General features: G+C 65.2%; 18 protein-coding genes. 10 read left to right on the top strand and 8 right to left on the bottom strand.

Annotated elements, in window-relative coordinates:
- Positions 1–362: 362 nt before the first annotated feature.
- Positions 363–728, top strand: a complete 366-nt coding sequence (locus tag ACNR9W_RS16500; protein WP_419269674.1) for a hypothetical protein — start codon at positions 363–365, stop codon at positions 726–728.
- Between the two features lie 419 nt (positions 729–1,147).
- Here the strand turns inward: ACNR9W_RS16500 and arsH are convergent, their stop codons facing one another.
- The 4 genes from arsH to ACNR9W_RS16480 are packed head-to-tail and all read right to left on the bottom strand — an operon-like array spanning position 1,148 to position 3,691.
- The gene (arsH, locus tag ACNR9W_RS16495) at positions 1,148–1,861 is read right to left on the bottom strand and encodes an arsenical resistance protein ArsH (RefSeq protein WP_419269676.1); all 714 of its coding nucleotides are present in this window, start codon (positions 1,859–1,861) and stop codon (positions 1,148–1,150) included.
- Positions 1,854–2,273, bottom strand: coding sequence for an arsenate reductase family protein (locus tag ACNR9W_RS16490; protein WP_419269678.1), 420 nt, complete (start codon positions 2,271–2,273; stop codon positions 1,854–1,856). Before ACNR9W_RS16490 ends, arsH begins: the two co-directional genes overlap by 8 nt.
- The gene (gene arsB / locus ACNR9W_RS16485) at positions 2,270–3,322 is read right to left on the bottom strand and encodes an ACR3 family arsenite efflux transporter (RefSeq protein ID WP_419269680.1); all 1,053 of its coding nucleotides are present in this window, start codon (positions 3,320–3,322) and stop codon (positions 2,270–2,272) included. Before arsB ends, ACNR9W_RS16490 begins: the two co-directional genes overlap by 4 nt.
- Positions 3,323–3,358: 36 nt before the next feature.
- Positions 3,359–3,691 (bottom strand): ArsR/SmtB family transcription factor, encoded by a 333-nt coding sequence (locus ACNR9W_RS16480; RefSeq protein WP_419269682.1) that lies wholly within the window; start codon positions 3,689–3,691, stop codon positions 3,359–3,361.
- A gap of 842 nt (positions 3,692–4,533) precedes the next feature.
- Between ACNR9W_RS16480 and ACNR9W_RS16475 the strand changes: the two genes are divergently transcribed.
- Both ACNR9W_RS16475 and ACNR9W_RS16470 read left to right on the top strand, forming a co-directional pair.
- Positions 4,534–5,964 carry a dihydrolipoyl dehydrogenase gene (locus ACNR9W_RS16475; RefSeq protein ID WP_419269684.1) on the top strand — a complete coding sequence of 477 codons (1,431 nt, stop codon included), beginning with the start codon at positions 4,534–4,536 and terminating at the stop codon, positions 5,962–5,964.
- A gap of 21 nt (positions 5,965–5,985) precedes the next feature.
- Entirely contained in the window at positions 5,986–6,744 is a 759-nt protein-coding gene (locus ACNR9W_RS16470) for a hypothetical protein (protein WP_419269685.1), read from the top strand.
- Between the two features lie 70 nt (positions 6,745–6,814).
- On the opposite strand, the gene ACNR9W_RS16465 is transcribed toward ACNR9W_RS16470, so the two are convergent.
- From ACNR9W_RS16465 to ACNR9W_RS16450, 4 genes are all read right to left on the bottom strand, one after another.
- Positions 6,815–9,010 carry a glycoside hydrolase family 2 protein gene (locus tag ACNR9W_RS16465; RefSeq protein ID WP_419269687.1) on the bottom strand — a complete coding sequence of 732 codons (2,196 nt, stop codon included), beginning with the start codon at positions 9,008–9,010 and terminating at the stop codon, positions 6,815–6,817.
- Positions 9,011–9,012: 2 nt separating this feature from the next.
- Complete coding sequence (gene dgoD, locus ACNR9W_RS16460) at positions 9,013–10,161, bottom strand: galactonate dehydratase (RefSeq protein WP_419269688.1); 1,149 nt, start codon at positions 10,159–10,161, stop codon at positions 9,013–9,015.
- A gap of 214 nt (positions 10,162–10,375) precedes the next feature.
- Positions 10,376–11,431 (bottom strand): ABC transporter ATP-binding protein, encoded by a 1,056-nt coding sequence (locus tag ACNR9W_RS16455; RefSeq protein WP_419269690.1) that lies wholly within the window; start codon positions 11,429–11,431, stop codon positions 10,376–10,378.
- A gap of 7 nt (positions 11,432–11,438) precedes the next feature.
- On the bottom strand, positions 11,439–12,227 hold the full coding sequence (locus tag ACNR9W_RS16450; RefSeq protein ID WP_419269899.1) for an IclR family transcriptional regulator: 789 nt from the start codon (positions 12,225–12,227) through the stop codon (positions 11,439–11,441).
- A 104-nt stretch (positions 12,228–12,331) separates the two neighbouring features.
- Here ACNR9W_RS16450 and ACNR9W_RS16445 point away from each other — a divergent pair, with 104 nt between their 5' ends.
- The 7 genes from ACNR9W_RS16445 (at position 12,332) to ACNR9W_RS16415 (ending at position 19,791) form a co-directional block, all read left to right on the top strand.
- Positions 12,332–13,567 carry an ABC transporter substrate-binding protein gene (locus tag ACNR9W_RS16445; protein ID WP_419269691.1) on the top strand — a complete coding sequence of 412 codons (1,236 nt, stop codon included), beginning with the start codon at positions 12,332–12,334 and terminating at the stop codon, positions 13,565–13,567.
- 61 nt (positions 13,568–13,628) lie between these two features.
- Positions 13,629–14,555, top strand: a complete 927-nt coding sequence (locus ACNR9W_RS16440; protein WP_419269693.1) for a carbohydrate ABC transporter permease — start codon at positions 13,629–13,631, stop codon at positions 14,553–14,555.
- Positions 14,556–14,558: 3 nt separating this feature from the next.
- The gene (locus ACNR9W_RS16435; protein WP_419269695.1) at positions 14,559–15,404 is read left to right on the top strand and encodes a carbohydrate ABC transporter permease; all 846 of its coding nucleotides are present in this window, start codon (positions 14,559–14,561) and stop codon (positions 15,402–15,404) included.
- A complete protein-coding gene (locus ACNR9W_RS16430) occupies positions 15,401–17,443 on the top strand; it encodes an alpha-galactosidase (RefSeq protein ID WP_419269697.1) in 2,043 nt (680 codons plus the stop codon). The genes ACNR9W_RS16435 and ACNR9W_RS16430 overlap by 4 nt, the downstream gene beginning before the upstream one ends.
- Positions 17,440–18,324 carry a 2-dehydro-3-deoxygalactonokinase gene (locus tag ACNR9W_RS16425; protein WP_419269698.1) on the top strand — a complete coding sequence of 295 codons (885 nt, stop codon included), beginning with the start codon at positions 17,440–17,442 and terminating at the stop codon, positions 18,322–18,324. Before ACNR9W_RS16430 ends, ACNR9W_RS16425 begins: the two co-directional genes overlap by 4 nt.
- A 10-nt stretch (positions 18,325–18,334) precedes the next feature.
- On the top strand, positions 18,335–18,946 hold the full coding sequence (locus ACNR9W_RS16420; protein ID WP_419269700.1) for a 2-dehydro-3-deoxy-6-phosphogalactonate aldolase: 612 nt from the start codon (positions 18,335–18,337) through the stop codon (positions 18,944–18,946).
- Positions 18,943–19,791, top strand: a complete 849-nt coding sequence (locus tag ACNR9W_RS16415) for an SMP-30/gluconolactonase/LRE family protein (RefSeq protein ID WP_458478813.1) — start codon at positions 18,943–18,945, stop codon at positions 19,789–19,791. Before ACNR9W_RS16420 ends, ACNR9W_RS16415 begins: the two co-directional genes overlap by 4 nt.
- Positions 19,792–20,645 lie beyond the last annotated feature (854 nt).

Below are 20,645 nucleotides of genomic sequence, written 5' to 3'. Positions count from 1 at the left end.
CCACGATTTCGACGAGAGGATTGTCTTGCGCAGGCAACGTGGTGGCGGGCGGGGGACCGGGCTTTAGAGGCATCCTCCACAGGTTCCCGGCGCAAGAGGGTTGCATGAATGGTGTTCTGCTCCGACGAATGGCCCGGCACCCGACGCATCCGGGTTCGACCTTTACGCGCGTCTCTGGCGGGTGGGCTGAACAGCGGTTCGGGCGGGGTCCGGGTGAGGCCGCGTGAATTTTGATCTATTTCTTCCTGGCCAGTGACCGAGCGGCTGAGTGTTGAGGAATGGCGTCACACGTTGCCACTCGCGGTGGGGGGAACCGAGGCGGTTCCTTGAGGTTGTCACAGTTGTACATTGGAGGATGCGGAATGGATGACGAGCGGGTCTGGAACTTCGAGGAAAGCCTTTGGCAAGCATCCGAGGATCGCTATCACGAGCGGGTCGATCCGGAATGTGTCATGGCACTGAGCCACGCCCCGTTTCTCTTTCAGGGCGAAGCTGCCGTCGAAGCCGTCACCGGGACGCCGGATTGGGACAAGGTCGCGTTCTCGAACCAGCACGTCTCTCGCCCTCAGGAAGGGCTGATTGTTGTCGGTTATGAAGTGAAGGCGGAGAAGGGCGAGACGGTCTTTGAAGCCGCCTGCACTTCGGTCTATCGCCGGATCGAACCTGAGGAATGGACCGTGGTTCAGCATGCCCAGGTGGCGAGGGGTCGCGGGATGGAGCGGCAGTAACAGAAACGTGCCGCGGGGCCGCTGACGCAGCTGATTTCGGAAGAAACTGCGCCTGCACGACAGACTGTTGTGCGGGCAGCGTCATAGGCGGGTGCCAAGTTGTACTGAAAGCCGACAGAACTCCTTCGGTGCGGGGTGGGCGTTGACGCGTGACCCTCCTCATGAGCTCCCGTTGCCTTGCGGCAAGGACAAGTTAGTCTTGGTGCTGGCAACCGCAGCGGCATGTGCCGCCAATTTTCGCCCCAGAGTTTTGGCGCCTGCCGTGCAACGTAAGAGTCCACCGAGCGGAGCGGTGAGCCAACCCTCGGCCGCTCCTGCCACTACAGGCTATATAGATGCAGCCTGAGGATAGGGGAAACCGCTGCGTCGCCCGCCCTTGCAAGCCTTTGCGGCAGGTGGGTTGCTCATCCCTTATGACCTCACACGGCTTTTGCTTGGTTCACACGCTCAGACAGCGCGGCGTGGCTTTCCACGCGCTCGGAGTAACGGTCCACAAGGTGATCCTTCGTGTCGCGGGTCAGAAGAGTGAAGCGCACCAGCTCCTCCATCACGTCCACGATCCGGTCATAGTAGGGCGAAGGCTTCATGCGGCCCTCCGCGTCGAACTCGTCCCATGCCTTGGCAACGGAAGACTGGTTCGGAATCGTCAGGAGCCGCATCCAGCGGCCGAGGATGCGCAGCTGGTTGACCGTGTTGAAGCTCTGGCTGCCGCCGCAAACCTGCATTACCGCCAGCGTCTTGCCCTGCGTGGGGCGTACGCCGCCCAGGGACAGCGGGATCCAGTCGATCTGCGTCTTCATCACGCCCGACATCGCGCCGTGGCGCTCGGGCGAGCACCAGACCATGCCTTCGCACCAGCCGACCAGATCGCGCAACTCGGCGACCTTGGGGTGGTCAGCCTCGGTCGCGTCGGCAAGGGGCAGCCCGCGCGGGTCGAAGATGCGCGGCTCGGCCCCCAGGGCCGTGAGGAGGCGCGCGGCCTCTTCTGTAGTGAAGCGCGAAAAGCTGCGCTCGCGCAGCGAGCCGTAGAGCAACAGGATGCGCGGCGGGTGGGTGCTGCGCTTGGCCGGGAACAGGCGCTCAGGGTCGATGGCCTCGAAACAAGCGGCCTTGATGTTCGGCAGGTCAGTCAATGATCTGGCCCTTCTCGTTGAGGATCATCTGCCCGTCCTCCTTGTAAAGGGGTCCGGGTGGCAGGCTGTCCAGCAGCGGCAGCACGGCCTCGGACGGTCGGCAAAGACGCACGCCCTTCGGCGATACGACGATAGGGCGGTTGACCAGAACGGGATGGGCCAGCATCGCGTCCAGGATTTGGGCGTCCGTGACGCCGGCCTCCAGCAGCCCCAGCTCAGCGGCGGGTGATTTCGAAGTTCGCAGCGCCTGGCGCGGTGTCAGATCGCCCGCCGCCAGCAAGGCCAGCAACTGCGGGCGCGTCCAGCCCTCGGACAGGTAGTCGATCACCACAGGCTTGGCGCCCGAAGCGCGGATGATCTCCAGCACATTGCGTGATGTGCCGCAGGCGGGGTTGTGGTGAATGACGATCATGCAGGGGTCTCCGGAAAGCGGGCGCGTGTGCGGTTGGCGAAGGCCACAAGGGACAGCATCACCGGCACCTCGACCAAAACCCCCACGACCGTCGCCAGCGCCGCGCCGGAGTTGAGGCCGAAGAGGCTGATTGCGACGGCCACCGCCAGTTCGAAGAAGTTCGACGTGCCGATCATGGCGCAAGGGGCGGCGATCCGGTGCGGCACGCGCATGAGATAGGCGGCGCCGTAGCCAAGAGCAAAGATCAGGTAGCTTTGGATCAGGATCGGCACCGCGATCAACGCGATGATGGCGGGCCGGTCCAGGATCGTCTGCCCCTGCAGCCCGAAGAGGATCGCGACCGTAACGACCAGCCCCATGATCGACCAAGGCTTCACCCGTGTCGCGAAGGCTTCGATCCGTGCAGGGCTGCCAAGCGCGCGGCGCGTCAGCAGCCCCGCCGCCAGCGGCAGTACGACATAGAGGACCGTTGCCAGCACCAGCGTCTGCCACGGCACCACGATCTCGGTCACGCCCAGCAGCAGCGCGACGATGGGCGCGAAGGCGACGACCATGATGATGTCGTTCACCGAGACCTGCACCAGCGTGTAGGTCGGGTCCCCCCGTGTCAGCTGCGACCAGACAAAGACCATCGCGGTGCAGGGCGCGGCGCCCAGCAGGATCAGGCCAGCGATGTATTGCTGCGCATCGTCCGGCGCAATCCAAGGGGCAAAGACATGATCGAAGAACAGGACCGCCAGCAGCGCCATGGTGAAGGGCTTGATGAGCCAGTTGACCGCCAGCGTGATCAGCAGCCCCTTGGGCTGTCGCGCGACACCAGCGACGGCGCCGAAGTCGACGCTGACCATCATCGGGTAGACCATCGCCCAGATCAGCATGGCAACGACCAGGTTGATCGAGGCCACTTCGGCCCCGGCAATGGCCTGCACCAGACCGGGGGCCATTACCCCCAGGGCAAGACCCGCCATCATGGCAAGCCCGACCCAGAGGGTCAGCCAGCGCTCGAACGCTCCCAAGGGACTGGATCGGGGCTGTGTCATGTCAGTCATCGCATCGGGCCTATGTGTAAGGGGTCGGGCCTGGAATCAGCAGTTGCAGGCGATTTGGTCTAGAACCGGCTGGCACAACTCGGGCCGCCCACCGCAGCAGTCCTCCATGAGGAAGCCCAGCAGGTCCCGCATCGTCTCCATCCGCGCAAAGTAGCGGATCGAGCGGCCTTCACGGACCGACCAGACCAGACCTGCCGCGGTCAGGATCGTCAGGTTGTTCGAGAGCGTGTTTGGCCGGATATCCAAGCCTGCCGCAATCTCGCCGGCCGCCATGCCCGGCGAACCGGCCTTCACCAGCAGGCGAAACACGTCCAGCCGGATGTCATGTGCGAGTGCAGACAACGCGTCCAAAGTACGATTCTTTTCCATATTTCATGTTTAATAGAAGCATAGGACCGTGCAAGCCTTAATTTTGGTAGTTGACACTCTGCGACAGGCCCAATCATCCAGTCTTTGACACCGCGGTTGAAGAAGCTGCAGTACCGCGCTTGATGATCCTTGGCAGCAGTTATGACTCCTTCAAATCAGCTGCAACTGAATATGCCGCAGGGCCGTGACCGGCAGCCTTGGGCTCCTCGCGTTTAAGCGGCGGCAAACGGTGAACGGCTGCGTCCATTGGATCCTCCGATCTATGGCGAACGCAAGGTTCTGCTCCGCTTGACCTTGCGGTGCGCGGTAGAACGAAGGTCGTAGGATCGACAGTAGCGCGCACTGCTGACCGATCGACAGCGCCGGGTAATCGCGTTCCGCCATACTGCGCCAACCAGACCTTCTAGCCCACATGCGGCAGTGGTTGCCGGGAAAGTTTCTGCGTTCTGTGTTCTCGGCCGAGCAGGTTGGCCTTCAAGACCTTGGCTAGCGTTGGAAGCTAGACAGTAGAGATGCGCTGCGTTGTGCCTAGGGCATGGGTCGCGCAGTTGCTCTTGAGAAAGCGTGGTTGGAGCGGTGCTGGGGCTGAGCTACCCGCCAACCGCTATTCATGAATAATCATAGTTATGCACTATTTCTAAGACATGGACATTCTATAATACAGGCTGTCCGGCTTCCGACGACTCAGGCTTCAGCTTCGCCCAGACCTGCAATCACGTTCGCGTGATGATCCAAATGGGAACGTTCGGCTGCTGCCGTTGTTGACACCTCGCCGCGCAATGGGAAGCTCAGATGCTAACTCTCTCGTTCCAAATGCTCCACTTCGCGTGGCTGATAACGCCATGAGCACCCTAAAAAAGTTGGCTGCCACCGATTTGACCTGCGACGTGGTGGTCATCGGTGCCGGCACAGCTGGCATCGCCGCAGAACGTGCCGCCCGTAAGGCAGGCGCCAAGACCCTGCTGATAGATCCGGAATTCCGCGGCACCCTCTGCGCCAATACCGGCTGCATGCCCTCCAAGCTGCTGATCGCCGCGGCGCGCTCGGCCAATGACGTGCGCCGGGCACCTCTCTTCGGCGTTCTTCCAGAGGGCGTCCAGATCGACGGTCCAGCGGTCATGAAGCGTGTCAGGGACGAGCGCGACCGCTTCGTGTCGTTCACCAAGGAGACCTTCGACGACCTGCCCGAGGGAACGGCCGTGACCGGTCGGGCGCGTTTCTTGTCACAGACAGAGCTGGCGCTGGACGACGGGCGCCGGATCACGGCGGGTGCAGTGGTCATCGCGACCGGCGCCACCCCGATGATCCCCCCCGCCTTCCGCGACTTGGGGCCGCGCGTCCTGACGCATGAGACAGTATTCGACCTTGAGGATCTTCCCGCAAGTCTGGGTGTGATCGGTGGCGGCCCGATCGGATTGGAACTGGCGCAGGCCATGGGGCGGCTTGGCGTCCCCGTCACCCTTTTCGACACGTCAAGGATATTGGCCAAGGCCAGGTGCGGGATGGTGAACGAGGCCTTGAAGGCGGCGGTTGGCCGCGATGTTACCCTACGCCTCGGTTGTGAGACCGAGGCCAGCAAGGTCGCGGACGGCATCTGCATCCGCTGGCAGGGCGACGATCCGGGAGAGGCCATCTTCAGCCATGTGCTCGTCGCGACCGGGCGTCCGCCAAACCTTGCCGGTCTCGACCTCCAGGCTACCGGGCTGTCACTGGACGACAATGGCACGCCCCTGTTCAACAAGCAGACGATGCAGTGCGGCGCCGCGCCCGTTTTCTTGGCCGGAGATGCCGATGCGGATGTTCCGCTGCTGCACGAGGCCTCGACCGAAGGGGCCATTGCCGGCGCCAATGCCGCATCATTCCCGCAGGTCACGCCACAGCAGCGCAGTGCTGCCTTCACCCTGACCTTCACCGATCCCCCGGTGGCCACCGTCGGAAGCGGGCCGGGTGATGGGACAATCACGGGCCATTCGGATTATTCGGACCAGGGCCGCGCCCGCGTCGATGCACGCGCCGAGGGGGGAATGACGCTCTATGCCGATCCCCAAGGCAGGCTGATCGGTGGTGATCTCTGCTGCCCAGGGGCCGAGCACATGGCGCATCTGCTGGCCTTTGCCGTCCAGTCCGGAACAACCGCGCCGCAACTGCTGGAGATGCCATTCTATCACCCGACCCTGGAGGAAGGGATGAAGGCTGCCCTGCGCCTGATCTGCCGCCAGGTAAGCCAACCCGAACCGCAAAGCCGCGACAGCGGTTTGCCTCCCGGTGCGTGATGGCTGCGAAGGGACACCGCGATGAGTGAAAGCATCCGGGATCTGGGCGCGGGGTTTTGGACCATCCGCGGCGACCTGAAGATCGGCGGGGTGCTGAATGTCGGCACCCAAGCGGCACTGGTGCGGTTGACCACCGGCCGCTTCGTCATGCTGGACAGCTACCCGTTGCGGGGCGCATTGCGAGACCAGGTGATGGCGCTGACAGACGATGGTCGGTCGGTGGACGCGATCCTGAACCTGCACCCGTTCCACACGCTGCATTGCGCCACCACTGCTGCCGATTTCCCTGCGGCGAGGCTGTATGGTTCGCAACGTCACTGGGCGAAATACCCGAACCTCTCATGGCAGCCCGAACCTGTCGAAAGCGACGCGGTGGCGGCCATCTTCGCACCGGACCTGGAGTTCACCCTGCCGGCGGGAATCGACTACATCAGCGGCAATGAGCGCGTCCACGCGGGTTCTCTGCTGGCTTGGCACCCTGCAAGCCGCAGCCTGCATGTCGATGACACGATCAACCTGCTGCCGGTGCCGCGCCTTTTGCGGCCCTTCTTTCCCCGCCCGCGCGTCTTCCTGCACCCCTCTTTGCCCAAGGCCATGCTGACCGATGCAGGCGCGCATGAGCAGTTCCGGGAGTGGCTGCATGCCTTGGCGCAACGCTGCAGCCAGCTCCGGTGGCTCTGCGCCGCGCATTCAGGGCTACGGGAGTTTGCGCCCGGAGAGTTCGCAAAGGAATTGCAGGCGGCATATCGGCGGGTTGAGCGGTCGCTCTCCAAAACCTGAGCGCGCGGGACTTGTAGCGCGCCGGCGCCTTGCGTGTCACAAAGAACCGGCACGTCAGGTTGGTCTTGGGTCAACCCACCATGATTTCGCGCGTGGCTACTGGAAACTGCGGATGGCGGGCGGTGATGCGTATCGTGCCCGCATCGCCCGTCAGGCGCAGCCACATCCCCGTGGTTCCCCCCTGCAGCATCCGCAGGTCCGGCCCGATCAAGCGCGCGGGGCCGTCAATGGTCACGGCGATCCCGGCGTCCAGGAAGGGCAGCCGGTTCCCCACCTGATCCAGCGCGCGCAGCATCACCCGCAGGTCGATATCCGCGTCCATCGGCAGCCTGTCGCGGTCCGGCGCGATCTGCAGCGTGGTGGGCAGCGGATCGGCGACATAGTCGCGCACCGCGACCTGTTCCCCGTTCAGCCAGCCGGTGATGCGGCCGGGATGCCAGCTCATGCCCCACCGACCCAGTTCCTCGGCACTGATATGACGGTGGTCGATGATGACTGGCGGGTGCGGCAGATGTGGGAACCGTTCACGGTCGGGCCCGACGCGGCGGGTGACGCCCGCGCATTCGAACTCGACCTCGTCGCAATTTGTCAGCACGATCAGGGGCAGGACGCCGCCGATGTTGCGTTCGCCGCGCGCCCAGAAGGTCACCGGCTCCATGACGATGCCTTCGGAGGGCGGCTTCTGGCTGCCATAGGCATGGGCCGCGAACTTCGGCTCTCGCCAGATGTCCATGACGCCGTGATGGCAGATGCGGTCGCCCGCGCCGAAATCCTTGTGCGTGTTGTAATCGAACATGCACCAGCCGATGCAGCCCGATATGGCCGGATCGCCATGGGCTGCGTTCAGCACCTCAAGGTGGCGGATCACATGCTCCATCTGGCGCAGCTCAGGGTCCTGCGCCTTGGTCGGGAACATGTGGCCGTTATATTCGGTCACCAGATAGGGCACCGGTTTCTTGATCCCCGTCACCTCGGAGGGCGCGCGCAGGGCGGTGCGCGGCCGGTTGATCAGCGGCAATTCGGATTCGTCCAGGATGAAATCGTTCATCGTATAGACGTCCTCCAGCATCTCGCTGTCGGTGATGCAGCGCACGCCGCCCGTGGCCCGCGTGGGGTCCAGCTCGCGCGCCAGCGCATTGGTGCGGACATAGAAATTGTGGCTGTCCGGGCTTTCGTTGATGCGCACGCCCCAGATCACGATGCTGGGGTGGTTCCAGTCGCGGGTGATCATCGCGCGGACGTTGTCCACGCTGCGATCCTGCCAGGCGGCGTCGCCGATATGCTGCCAGCCGGGGATCTCCTCGAACACCAGCAGCCCGATTTCGTCGCAGCGGTCCAGGAACCACGTGCTCTGCGGGTAGTGCGACGTGCGCACCATGTTGCAGCCCAGATCGAACCGCAGGATCTCGGCGTCGCGTTCCTGCGCATGGCGGCCCGCGGCATAGCCCTGATGAGGCCAGCTCTGGTGCCGGTTCAGCCCGCGCAGCTTCATCGGCTGGCCGTTCAGCAGGAACCCCTGCGGCGTCCATTCTGCGGTGCGAAAGCCGAAGCGGTGGGTGGTCACGTCGCCGCTGTCGGGAAGGGTCAGCTCGACCGTGTACAGCTGCGGGTTCTCGGGCGACCACAGCGAAAGACCACTCAGGCCCGGCAGGATCAGTTCCCCCTCCCCCTCGGTCGCGGCGATCTCCCTGTCCCCGTCCAGCAGGCGGGCCCGGACCGGGCCGGGGGCGGTGACCTCGGGCCGGATCACGACGGTCTTGGTGTCGGACAGCGCATCGGGCGTCAGGATGCGGGCGTTGGTCAGGTGCCGTTCCGGCAGCATCATCAGCCAGACATCGCGATAGATCCCCGCATAAGTCAGATAGTCGATCTGCGCGCCGAAGGGTGGGATGGCGGGGTTTTCCGACCCGTCGATCCGCACCGTGACCAGGTTGTCGCCGGGGCGCAGGTGGTCGGTCAGGTCCGCCACGAAAGGCGTATAGCCGTCGGGATGGGCCACCACCTGCACGCCGTTCACCCAGACCACATTGTCGGCCATTGCGCCATCGAACCGCAGCTGCACCCGGCGGCCCGCCCATGCGTCATCCCACGTGATCACGCGCTGATAGGTGAAGGGACGCTGATAACAGGTCTCATCGAAATAGCTCAGCGGCAGGTCCACCGCATTGTGCGGCAGGGTGACTGCCTCGCCCACCAGCGCCGCGGCGGGGTCTGCCGCACCTTCGGCGAACATCCAGCCGTGGTTCAGTTTTTGGATGGTGCGCATGATCACCACTCCGCAAAGCTGCCGTCGGCATGGCGCCAGACGGGGTTGCGCCAGCGGTGCCCCTGGGCGGCCATCTGGCGGACCTTATCCTCGTTCACCTCGATGCCCAGCCCCGGCTCCTGCGGGATCGCAACGAAGCCGCCGTCATAGGCAAAGACCGACGGGTCGGTCAGATAGTCCAGCAGGTCGCTGCCCTGGTTGTAATGGATCCCAAGCGACTGTTCCTGGATGAAGGCGTTGTAGCAGACGGCATCCAGCTGCAGGTTCGCGGCCAGCGCGATGGGGCCAAGCGGACAGTGCAGCGCAAGCGCCACGTCATGCGCCTCGGCCATGGCGGCGATGCGATAGGTCTCGGTGATGCCGCCGGAGTGGCTGGGATCGGGCTGGATGATGTCGACATAGCCGCCCTGCAGGATCCCTTTGAAATCCCACCGGGTATAAAGGCGCTCGCCCAGGGCGATGGGGGTCGAGCAATGGTTGGCGATCTCGCGCAGCGCCTCCACATGTTCGGACAGCACCGGTTCCTCGATGAACATCAGGCGGAAGGGCTCCAGCTCACGCGCCAGCACCTTGGCCATCGGGCGATGCACGCGGCCGTGGAAATCGATGCCGATGCCGAAATCCGGACCCATCTCCTCGCGGATGGCCTGCACGCGCGCCAGCACCTGGTCGACCTTGGCATGGCTGTCGACGAACTGCATCTCCTCGGTGCCGTTCATCTTGACGGCGGTAAAGCCCCGGTCCCCGCAATCGCGCGCCATCCGCGCGGTGTCGCCGGGCCGGTCGCCCCCGATCCAGCTGTAGACGCGGATACGGTCGCGCAACTGACCGCCCAGCAGGGCATGGACCGGCACGCCCAGATCCTTGCCCTTGATGTCCCACAGCGCCTGGTCGATGCCGGCGATGGCCGACATGTGGATGCCGCCGCCGCGATAGAACCCGGCGCGATACATCACCGTCCAATGGTCCTGTATCAGGCGCGGGTCGCGACCGATGATGTAATCCGACAGCTCCTCGACGCAGGCGGCGACGGATGCGGCGCGCCCCTCCAGCACGGGTTCGCCCCACCCGCTGATGCCTTCGTCGGTACTGATCTTCACGAAGCACCAGCGGGGCGGGACGATGAATGTCTCAACGGCGGTGATTTTCATGGGTGGTCCTCAAAGGCGGGGGCCGCATGCTGGCGGCCCGTCAGGAAGGCCTCGGCGACCAGTGGCGGCTGTGTAAGACCTGCTGTCGGCCAAAGCCACCGGGTCGCGAAAGCGGGTGTAAGGCCGGGCGTATTCGCGGCTCGATCGCTGCAATGGCGCAAAGGAGCTGCCGCACGCGCAATCGCGCTAAGGCCCAAGGGTCCGGTCCTCAAGCTCATCTCAGGCGCTGCCCGGTATCCGCGTCGAAGAAGAACGCATCCGCCGCGTCAAAGGTCAGCCCAACGCTGCCGCCACCGGCCGGGTTCAGGCGCTGCGTGGTCTGCACGACCAGCTTCTCTCCCGTGGGCGCGCGCAGATGCGCAAAGGTGGTGCCGCCCAGGTTTTCCGCCAGATCCACGCGGAATGGACCGTCGGGCGTCAGGGTCAGCGCGTCGGGGCGCAGCCCGATCTCGACCGCGCGGCCGTCGGTCAGGGCGGCGCTGCTGCGGTCCAGCGGCACGCCAAAGGCGGGCGTCACCACCTGTCCGCCCTTCACCTGCCCCGCCACGAAATTCATCGCCGGGCTGCCGATGAAGCCCGCGACAAAGCGGTTGTCGGGGTCGTCATACAGGTCCATCGGCCGGCCCACCTGCTCGATCCTGCCCGACCGCAGGACGACGATCTTGTCGGCCATGGTCATCGCCTCGACCTGGTCATGGGTCACATAGATCATCGTCGCGCCCAGTTCGCGGTGCAGGCGCGCGATCTCGGTCCGCATCTCGACGCGCAGCTCGGCGTCCAGGTTGGACAGCGGCTCGTCGAACAGGAACACCTTGGGGCCGCGCACGATGGCGCGGCCGATGGCCACGCGCTGGCGCTGGCCGCCCGACAGGTTCGCGGGCTTGCGGTCCAGCAGCGGGTCCAGCTTCAGGATGCGGGCCGCTTCGGCCACCTTGGCGGCGATGTCGGCCTTGGGGTGGCCGTTCATCTTCAGGCCAAAGCCCATGTTCTGCGCGACCGTCATGTGCGGATAGAGGGCATAGGTCTGGAACACCATTGCCACGCCCCGGTCGGCCGGTTCGGCATCGGTGACATCGTCCCCCTCGATGCGGATCGCACCGGCGCTGGTCTCCTCCAGGCCGGCGATCATGCGCAGCAGCGTGGATTTCCCGCAGCCCGAGGGGCCGACGAAGACGCAGAACTCGCCCTGATCGACCTGCAGGTCGACGCCGTGGACGACCCTGACGGGGCCGAAATCCTTGGTGACGCGGCTCAGTTGGACACCGGACATGGCAACCTCATGACTTGTGTTCGGGGAACCGCCAGGTGTCGGCGGTGGCGGCGATCTGCGCCGCGGCTTTGCGCACGGGCCCCGCCAGCGCCAGAAGCTGGTCGCGCGGGGTCGTGGCGGTCGTTGCGGTGACGGAAACCGCGCCCAGCACCCGGCCCGTGCCCGACAGGATGGGGGCGGCGATGCAGGCGATGCCCGTCTCGTGCTCCTCGTCGTCCAGCGCGTATCCACGCTCGCGGATGCGGGCCAGCTCGGCGCGCAAGGCGTCGGGCGTGGTCAGGGTGTTCGCTGTATGCGCGTGAAAGGACTGACGCGCGATGGCGGCGGCCAGCTTGTCCTCGGGCAGATGAGCCAGCATCGCCTTGCCGACCCCGGTGCAATAGGCGGGACCGACCTTGCCCGACTGTGCGAACATCTCGACCGGCATCGCGGCGTTGCGCTTGTCCACGTAAAGGACCGCGCCGTTGTCCAGCTGCGCCAGGTGGACGGTCTGCCCCAGATCGGTCGCCAGCCGGTCCAGAACCTCCTGCGCCAGGGGCGCGAGGCTCGATTGCGCCCAGGCCGCGTGAGCCAGCCGCACCAGCCGCATGCCGGGCGCGTAAGTCTGGCGGTCGTCATCATAGGCCAGCATGTCCTGATGGGTCAGCGCCTGCAGGAAGCGGTACAGGGTCGCCTTGGGCAGGCCGGATGCCGGCAGAATCTCCGCGAACCGCACGGGGCGGCCATAGCCGGCCACCAGGTCCAGCACGGCCAGCGTGCGGCCCACAGTGCCATCTGTCGTCTCGCGTCCCTGCACCGTCACGTCACCCTCCCCCGATGTTGACAGGCTAGGCGATTCGCCGCATAGTTTCAATATTCAAAACTGAGTTTCAATAAATGGAACCTAAGGGGAGGGAGACCATGGTTCATCTGAAAAAGGGGCTGGTGCTGGCGCTGCTGCTGTCCACCGCCGCCCCCGCCATCGCGCAGAGCCGCGTCCTCGTGTTCAACACGGACGCGTCAGATCCTGCACCCAAGGCGGCCTTCGACCAGCTGATCGCGGATTTCGAGGCCGAGTACCCGGAGGTCGACGTCCAAGTGAACACCTTCGATCATGAGGGCTACAAGACCGCGATCCGCAACTTCCTGTCGGCCGATGCACCGGACCTTGCCAACTGGTATGCGGGCAACCGGATGGCGCCCTTCGTCGATGCCGGGCAGTTCCTGGACGTGTCCGATGTCTGGGAGGAAAACGGGCTGAGGGACAGCCTGGGGTCCGCGCTGTCGTCCATGACTATCGACGACAAGCAGTGGGGCATCCCCTATACCTATTACCAGTGGGGCATCTACACCAACAAGGACGTCTATGCGCAGGTCGGCGTCGAGCCCGCCGCGACCTGGGACGAGTTCATCGCCAATTGCGAGAAGTTCAAGGAGGCCGGGATCGACTGCCTGACCACCGGGTCCAAGGCGCTGTGGCCGGTGGCGGGGCTGTTCGACTATCTCTCGTTGCGCACCAACGGCTATGACTGGCACATGCAGCTGACGAACGGGGAAATCCCCTGGACCGACGACAGCGTGCGCGCGGTCTTTGCCGAATTCGCCAAGGTGCTGCCCTATGTCTCGGCCAATCATGCCGCGATCGACTGGCAGGATGCGGTGTCGAACCTGGTCCAGGGCAAGGCCGCAAACTATGTCATGGGCAACTTTGCCGTGGCTGCGTTCAAGGACGGCGGCATGACGGACGAAACCCTGGGCTTCATGCCCTTCCCCACCATCAACCCCGACATCCCGCGCGCGGAGGAGGCACCGACCGACACGGTCCACATCCCGGCGGGTGCCAAGAACCCGGACGACGCCAAGCTGTTCCTGGCCTTCCTGGCGCGGCCCGACGTGCAGACCAAAATGAACACGACGCTTGGCCAGCTGCCGATCAACGCCGAAAGCAGCGTGGGCGACGACCCCTTCCTGCAGGCCGGCTTCGAGCTGCTGTCCACGGCCGAAGGCGGCATCGCACAGTTCTTCGACCGCGACGCCCCGCCGGAGATGGCCAAGGCCGGCATGGAAGGCTTCCAGGAGTTCATGGTCCGGCCCGAGCGGCTCGACGCGATCCTGGAGCGGCTGGAGCGGATGCGCCAGCGCGTCTACGCCCAATGACGTGACGCGGGCGGTCCCAATGGGCCGCCCGTGCCGCACCCCCTGAACAGGAAGCTGGCCCATGACCGCCCTGCCCGACACCCACCCGCCCCGAGCCGCCCACCGACCCGCACGCCGCCGCGCGCGGCGTCGGCTGACCCCCTGGCTGTTCCTGGCGCCGGGCCTTCTGATGTTCGGGGTCTATGTGCTGATCCCGATCTTCCAGTCGGTCTGGGTCTCGTTCCACGATTGGGACGGGCTGGGGCCGAAGCGCTGGATCGGCCTGGCCAATTATGACGAGCTGTGGTGGGACGAAGCCTTCTATACCAGCCTGAAGAACAACATCCTCTGGCTGGCGCTGTACCTGCTGGCGGTGCCCCTGGGGCTGATGATCGCACTGTTCCTGAACCAGACCGTGCGCGGCATCCGCATCTACAAGTCGCTGTTCTTCTTTCCCTTCGTCATCAGCCAAGTCGTCGTGGGGCTGATCTTTTCCTGGTTCTACGCGCCGGGTTTCGGCCTCCTCTATGCGCTGATCGAATGGGTCAGCGGTACGGGCGTGGCGATCCTGGCCGACGAACGCTATGTCACCTATGGCATCATCGCGGCGGGCCTGTGGCCGCAGATCGCCTACTGCATGATCCTCTACCTGACCGGCCTGAACGCGGTCGCGCCCGACCAGATCGAGGCTGCCCGCCTGGACGGCGCCAAGGGCTGGCGGATGCTGTGGCACGTGGTCCTGCCGCAACTGCGTCCGGCGACCTTCATCGCGGTGGTCGTGACCGTCATCGGCGCGCTGCGCAGTTTCGACCTGGTCTCCATCATGACATCGGGCGGGCCGTTCGGGTCGTCGCGTGTCCTGTCCTATTACATGTACGAACAGGCGCTGTCGGAATACGGCTATCGCATGGGTTACGGCGCGGCGATCGCGGTGGTCCTGTTCGGCATCATGATGATCTTCATCTCGGGCTTCATCTGGAAGATGTGGCGCGACGAAAAAGGGGTCTGAGCCATGTTCCCCCGTCCCATCCAGACGATGTCCCCCGCCGCGCAGCGCGCCTACAAGATCGTGTTGCCGATCATGCTGGTCCTGTGGCTGCTGCCGCTGCTGGGGGTCGCGATGACCTCGGTCCGCCCCTCGGGCGACCTGGCCGCGGGCAACTACTTCGGCATCCCCTCGCGCTTCGCGTGGGAGAACTATGCCGACGTGTTCCGCAACTCGCCCCTGGCGCAGTACCTGTGGAACAGCTTTCGCATCACCATCCCGGTGATGATCGGCGCCGTGGGGCTGTCCTGCCTGACCGGGTTCGCGCTGGCGGTCTACAAGTTCCGCCTGTCGCTGGTCGTGTTCTTCATGTTCGTTGCGGGCAATTTCGTGCCTTTTCAGATCCTGATGGTGCCGGTGCGCGACCTGACGGTGAACATGGGCCTCTACAACACCATCACCGGGCTGGCACTGTTCCACATCGCCTTTCAGACCGGCTTCTGCACGCTGTTCATGCGCAATTTCATCAAGGCCCTGCCGCGCGAACTGATCGAGGCCGCCCGGGTCGAGGGCGTCACCGAATGGCAGATCTTCTGGCATATCGTGCTGCCGCTGGTGCGGCCCGCCATCGCGGCGCTGTCGGTGCTGGTCTTCACCTTCATCTGGAACGACTATTTCTGGGCAATGGTGCTGACCACCGGCGCCAGCACGCAGCCGGTGACGGCGGGTCTGAACAGCCTGAACGGCCAGTGGATCGCGGCTTGGCACCTGGTCAGCGCGGGCTCGATCCTGGCGGCCCTGCCGCCGGTCCTGATGTTCTTCCTGATGCAGCGGCACTTCATCGCGGGCCTGACCCTGGGCGCGGTGAAATGAGGTTCTGGCGCATCGACACCCCTGCGCAGACCATGGTCCTGGGCAGCGACGGCGGCATGGCCTGCTGCCATTACTGGGGTGCGCCCCTGCCGGCGACGACCGACCTCGGCACGCTGGTGGCGGCGGGCATGGGCGGCATCACCGGCGGCATGCTGGACGCGCTGCCGCCCCTGTCTCTGATCCCCGAGGCGCGGCGCAGCTTCCCGGGCCAGCCGGGGCTGGTGGCGTTCCGGGACGGCCTGCCGCTGGAGCCTGACTGGCGGCTGGAGGGCGCCGATGAGGGCGACGCCCTGGTCCTGCGCCACGCTGCACCGGGGCTGCGGCTGGACGTCGCGATCCGCGCGATGGATCATGGGCTGATCGGCCTGCGGGCGCGGATGACGGCCGATGCGCCCATCACGCTGCACCATCTGGCGCTGGCCCTGCCCCTGCCCGCGCATCTGTCGGAACTGACCGAACTGGCGGGCCGCTGGACACGCGAATTCCAGCCTGTGACCAGCACCCTGGACCACGGCGCCCGCCTGCGCGACGCCCGGACGGGCCGGTCGGGGCACGAACATCCGCCGCATCTGTGGCTGACGACCCCCGGCACGACCAACACCACCGGAGAGGCCGTGGCCCTGCATTACGGCTGGTCCGGCGGCCACCGCATGCTGGTCGAGACCCTGCCCGAAGGCCGCCGCCAGATCCAGCTAGGCCATTGTTCCGGCTCGGAGCGCATGCCTGGCACCACCTTCGAGACGGCCGAAATCTGGCTGGCGCGGGGCGATGCGGGCCTGAACAGCGTCGCCATCCCGTTCCAGCGGGCAATCCGCGATGCCCTGCCCCCCGTGCGCCAGCCCCGTCCGGTACATTACAACGGGTGGGAGGCGATCTATTTCCGCCACGACGCCGCCGAACTGGCCGACATCGCCGAACGCGCCGCGGCACTGGGGGCGGAACGGCTCGTCCTGGACGACGGCTGGTTCGGGCGGCGCGACGACGACACCTCCTCCCTGGGCGATTGGACCATCGACCCGCGCAAGCATCCCCAGGGGTTCAAGCCGCTGATCGACAGGCTGCACGCTTTGAACATGCGCTTCGGCCTGTGGTTCGAGCCCGAGATGATCAACGAGAACAGCGACCTGCATCGCGACCACCCGGACTGGGTGCTGGGGCCGGCGGACCAGATCCGGGGGCGCAACCAGCTGCATCTGGACCTGTCGCGGGACGATGTGCGCGATCACCTGTTTGGTTACATCGGCGGCATTCTGGACGCATGGGACATCGACTATGTCAAATGGGACCACAACCGCCTGACGCCCTTTCCCGATGCGGCGCAGACCCGCGGCGTCTATGCGCTGCTGGACCGCCTGCGCGCGGCCCATCCCAAGGTCGAATTCGAAAGCTGCGCCTCCGGCGGGGGGCGGATCGATGCGGGCATCCTGACCCGCTGCGGCCGCGTCTGGCTGTCCGACAGCAATGATGCGGTGGAACGCCTGCGGATCCAGCATCATGCGGCAATGCTGCTGCCCGCCTGCGTGACGGGCAGCCATGTGGGGCCGCGCGACTGCCACACCTCAGGGCGGGTGCTGCCCATGGCCTTGCGCGCCTGGACCGCCGCGCAGCGGCACATGGGCTTCGAGATGGACCCGCGTGAGCTGACCCCGGATGAGGCGGACACCCTGACCCGCGTCACCGCCTGGTGGAAGGCGAACCGGGCCTGGATGATGACGGGCGACATCTGGCGGCTGGATCGTCCGTCGGGCGCCCTGGCCGAAATGCAGCTCTCGGCCGATGGCCGCCGCCTTGTCATCTTCGCGGCCCAGATCGACGCGCCGGTGGCGCTGCAGCCGCCATTGCTGCGCCTAACGGGACTGGATCCCGCCGCGCGCTATCGCCTGCGCATGATCCAGCATCCGCTTGGGCACAAAAGTGCCGTGACGGCGTTAAGTGCGGGTGATGTCGTGCTGGAGGGCGCGGCATTGATGGCGCAGGGGGTTGCCTTGCCGCCCGCCTACCCGAAAACCATTGCCGTCATCGAAGGGACGCAACTGTGAGCATAGACTGGATCGCCGCCGATTGGGGCACCACCAACCTGCGGCTCTGGGCCATGTCCGGCCGCAAGCCCGTCGAGCGGCGCGTCCAGGCACGGGGCATGGGCGGCCTGCGCCCCGACGAATTTGCCCCGGTCCTGGCGGAGGCAACGGAAGGCTGGCCAGCCGTTCCCGTCGTCGCCTGCGGCATGGTCGGCTCGCGTCAGGGCTGGATCGAGGCGCCCTATGCCGCCGTGCCCTGCCCCGCGACGCCGCGCCTCGTCTCCGTGCCCGGCCGGCCGGGCGGCCGCGCCGTCGGCATCGTCTGTGGCGTCCGACAGGACAGTCCCGCCGATGTGATGCGCGGCGAGGAGACGCAGATCGCCGGCCTTCTGGCGCTGTCGCCGGATTTTGACGGCATCGCCTGCCTGCCCGGCACGCATACCAAGTGGGTCCGCATCTCGGCCGGCGAAATCTGCAACTTCAAGAGCTTCATGACCGGAGAGCTGTTTGCCCTGATTGCGGGCCAGTCCGTCCTGCGCCATTCGATGGGCGAGGCGGAAGGGGACGGCGAGGCGTTCCGCGCTGCGGTCTCGGACGCGATGGCCCGCCCCGAGCGCGGCTATGGCGCGCTGTTCCAGATCCGTGCCGAATCCCTGCTGGCGGGGCTCGACCCGGCCGTCGCCAAGGGGCGGCTCTCGGGCACCCTGATCGGGTGGGAACTGGCGGCGGCGCGGCCCTGGTGGCTGGGCTGCGACGTGACCATCATCGGCGCCCCTGCCCTGTCGGCGCTTTATGCGGCGGCGCTGGAGGCACAGGGCGTTCCCGCGGCGCTGATGTCGGACGAGGATGCCACCCTTGCCGGGCTTGCCGCCGCCCATCAGCAATTCCTGACCACGACCTGAAAGTCCTGCCATGACCCCCGCTTCCCGACCGCTGATCGCCATCCTGCGCGGGCTGACGCCCGAGGAGGCCCCTGCCATCGCCGGCGCCCTGATCGATGCCGGCGTCACCCGGATCGAGGTGCCGCTGAATTCCCCTGACCCCTTGGACAGCATCCGCATCCTGGCGCGCGAATTCGGTGATCAGAGCCTGATCGGCGCGGGTACGGTTCTGACCGTTTCGCAGGCGCAGGCGGTGGCGCAGGCCGGGGGACGGATGGTCCTGTCTCCCAACTGCGACGCCGAGGTCATCCGGGCCACGCGCGCTGCCGGAATGGAGAGCTTTCCGGGCGTCATGACCCCGTCCGAGGCTTTCGTGGCACTGGCGGCCGGCGCATCCGGATTGAAGCTGTTTCCGGGCGAGCTGATCGGACCGACCGGTCTGCGCGCGATGCGCGCCGTCCTGCCTGCCGGGACGGATTGCTGGGCGGTGGGCGGCGTTTCTGCCGAAAACATGGTCGAATGGCGCAAGGCGGGCGCAGCGGGCTTTGGCATCGGCTCGGCGCTTTACAAGCCCGGCGACTCTGCGACAGTCGTTGCGGAAAAGGCACGGGTGATGGTCGCCGCGTGGGACGAGGTAGCATGATGATCTTTGACGACACCCCCTGCGCCCTGGGCGAAGGCGTGCTGTGGCACGGCGACCGCAACGCACTGATCTGGTTCGACATCCTGTCCCGCAGAATGTATCTGAAATCGCTGGACGGCGCGCGGCAGCAGTGGGATTTCGCGGACCATGTCTCGGCCGCGGGGATCGTGGACGCGGACCGGGTGCTGGTCGCGTCGTCGCTGGCGCTGTCGCTGATGGACCTGCGCGACGGCAGCACCACTCTGCTGGCGCCGCTGGAGGCGGACAATCCCGTGACCCGCTCGAACGACGGTCGTGCGGACCCGTACGGAGGCTTCTGGATCGGCACGATGGGCCTGAACGCGGAACCCAAGGCCGGGACGATCTGGCGCTTCTGGAAGGGGGAACTGCGCCCGCTGTTTCCCGGCATCACCATCACCAACGCCATCTGCTTCAGCCCGGATGGTGGCCATGCCTGCTTTACCGATACCGATGTCGGGGTGATCCACCGCGTGCGCCTGGACCGCGAAGGCTGGCCCTTGGGCGAGCCGGAAGCGCTCATCGATCTGCGACCCGAGGGGCTGAGCCCGGATGGCGCCGTCATCGATGCCGAAGGCTTCCTGTGGTCGGCGCAATGGGGCGCGGGACGCGTGGCCCGGTATGACCGTGACGGCCGGTTCGACCGCGCGATCAGTCTGCCGGCCAGCCAGATCTCGTGCCCTGCTTTCGGCGGTCGCGACCTGGGAACGCTGTTCGCGACTTCGGCCCGAGACGGGCTTTCGGCCCCGGCTGCACAGGATGGATGCACATTTGCCGTCGATGCCGGCGTGCAGGGACAGGTTGAACATCGCGTGCATCTCGGCTGATTTTGATGGCTGCACCGGCCTCCGGACGCGGACCGTTCATCTGCCTAGCCCACGCCCCTGTAGATCCGCCCTTCGATTCGGTGGAAGCGCCATGCTGCCAGTAGGCATTCTACAACTTTCGGCTATCGTTCAAGCAATGCCCTCCCACTCGCCCAGACCGAATTCATCGCCTCTCAGAATGCTATTGCTTTTAGCCGCAGCAAATCGCTTACGATATAAATTCCATTTTCGATCATATTATAAGTGCCAGGTTAGCCAAAGATAATCTTACAGTATCGGTTAGGTATATGTTTGGAAATCTGCCCACGGTTTTTTTTATTAAAAAGATGGCCCTGATCTTTCCTGATCAAGTAAGCCGGCCTTCGGCTTAAGCGAAAATCGGAGGATGTCTCTAAAGATGGACGCCTAAGAGTAGATTTTTGAGCAATGATATACAATCTATGGCTGTATATTGGCATGCACTTCTCAAAGCTTTGGGACATCATCTGAGACCGCATTGAGAGACAGACAAAAGCGATCCTCCAACAGTTGTACGCGACTGGCCCTTGTACCCGCCCCTCCTATCTAAAAGGATAGGTCTCTTCCCATCCAAAAGTATCATCCTCTGTTGTGAAGCCAATTCGGCTGATGCTAATGTCGGGCTACCGGCAAGAGTTTATGCTGGCGAACTGAGCGATTTACTGTGGCGGGTTCACTTATCAGCGGCGCGTTTTTTGCCACAGTTTTTCAGTCGGTCTTTGCGGCAAACGCGGAGTTTAACTGGTGACGCCCTTTGTTGTTTGACCGCGTTTGCTGCTGCCGACCGACCGCGAACTTGACACCACCTGCATGAGGACGTCGTCGCGCGGGATCCG

Source organism: Paracoccus sp. T5, from assembly GCF_048538155.2.
In the GTDB taxonomy this organism is placed as follows: Bacteria; Pseudomonadota; Alphaproteobacteria; order Rhodobacterales; family Rhodobacteraceae; genus Paracoccus.
This window is presented reverse-complemented; position numbering and strand designations above follow the sequence as displayed.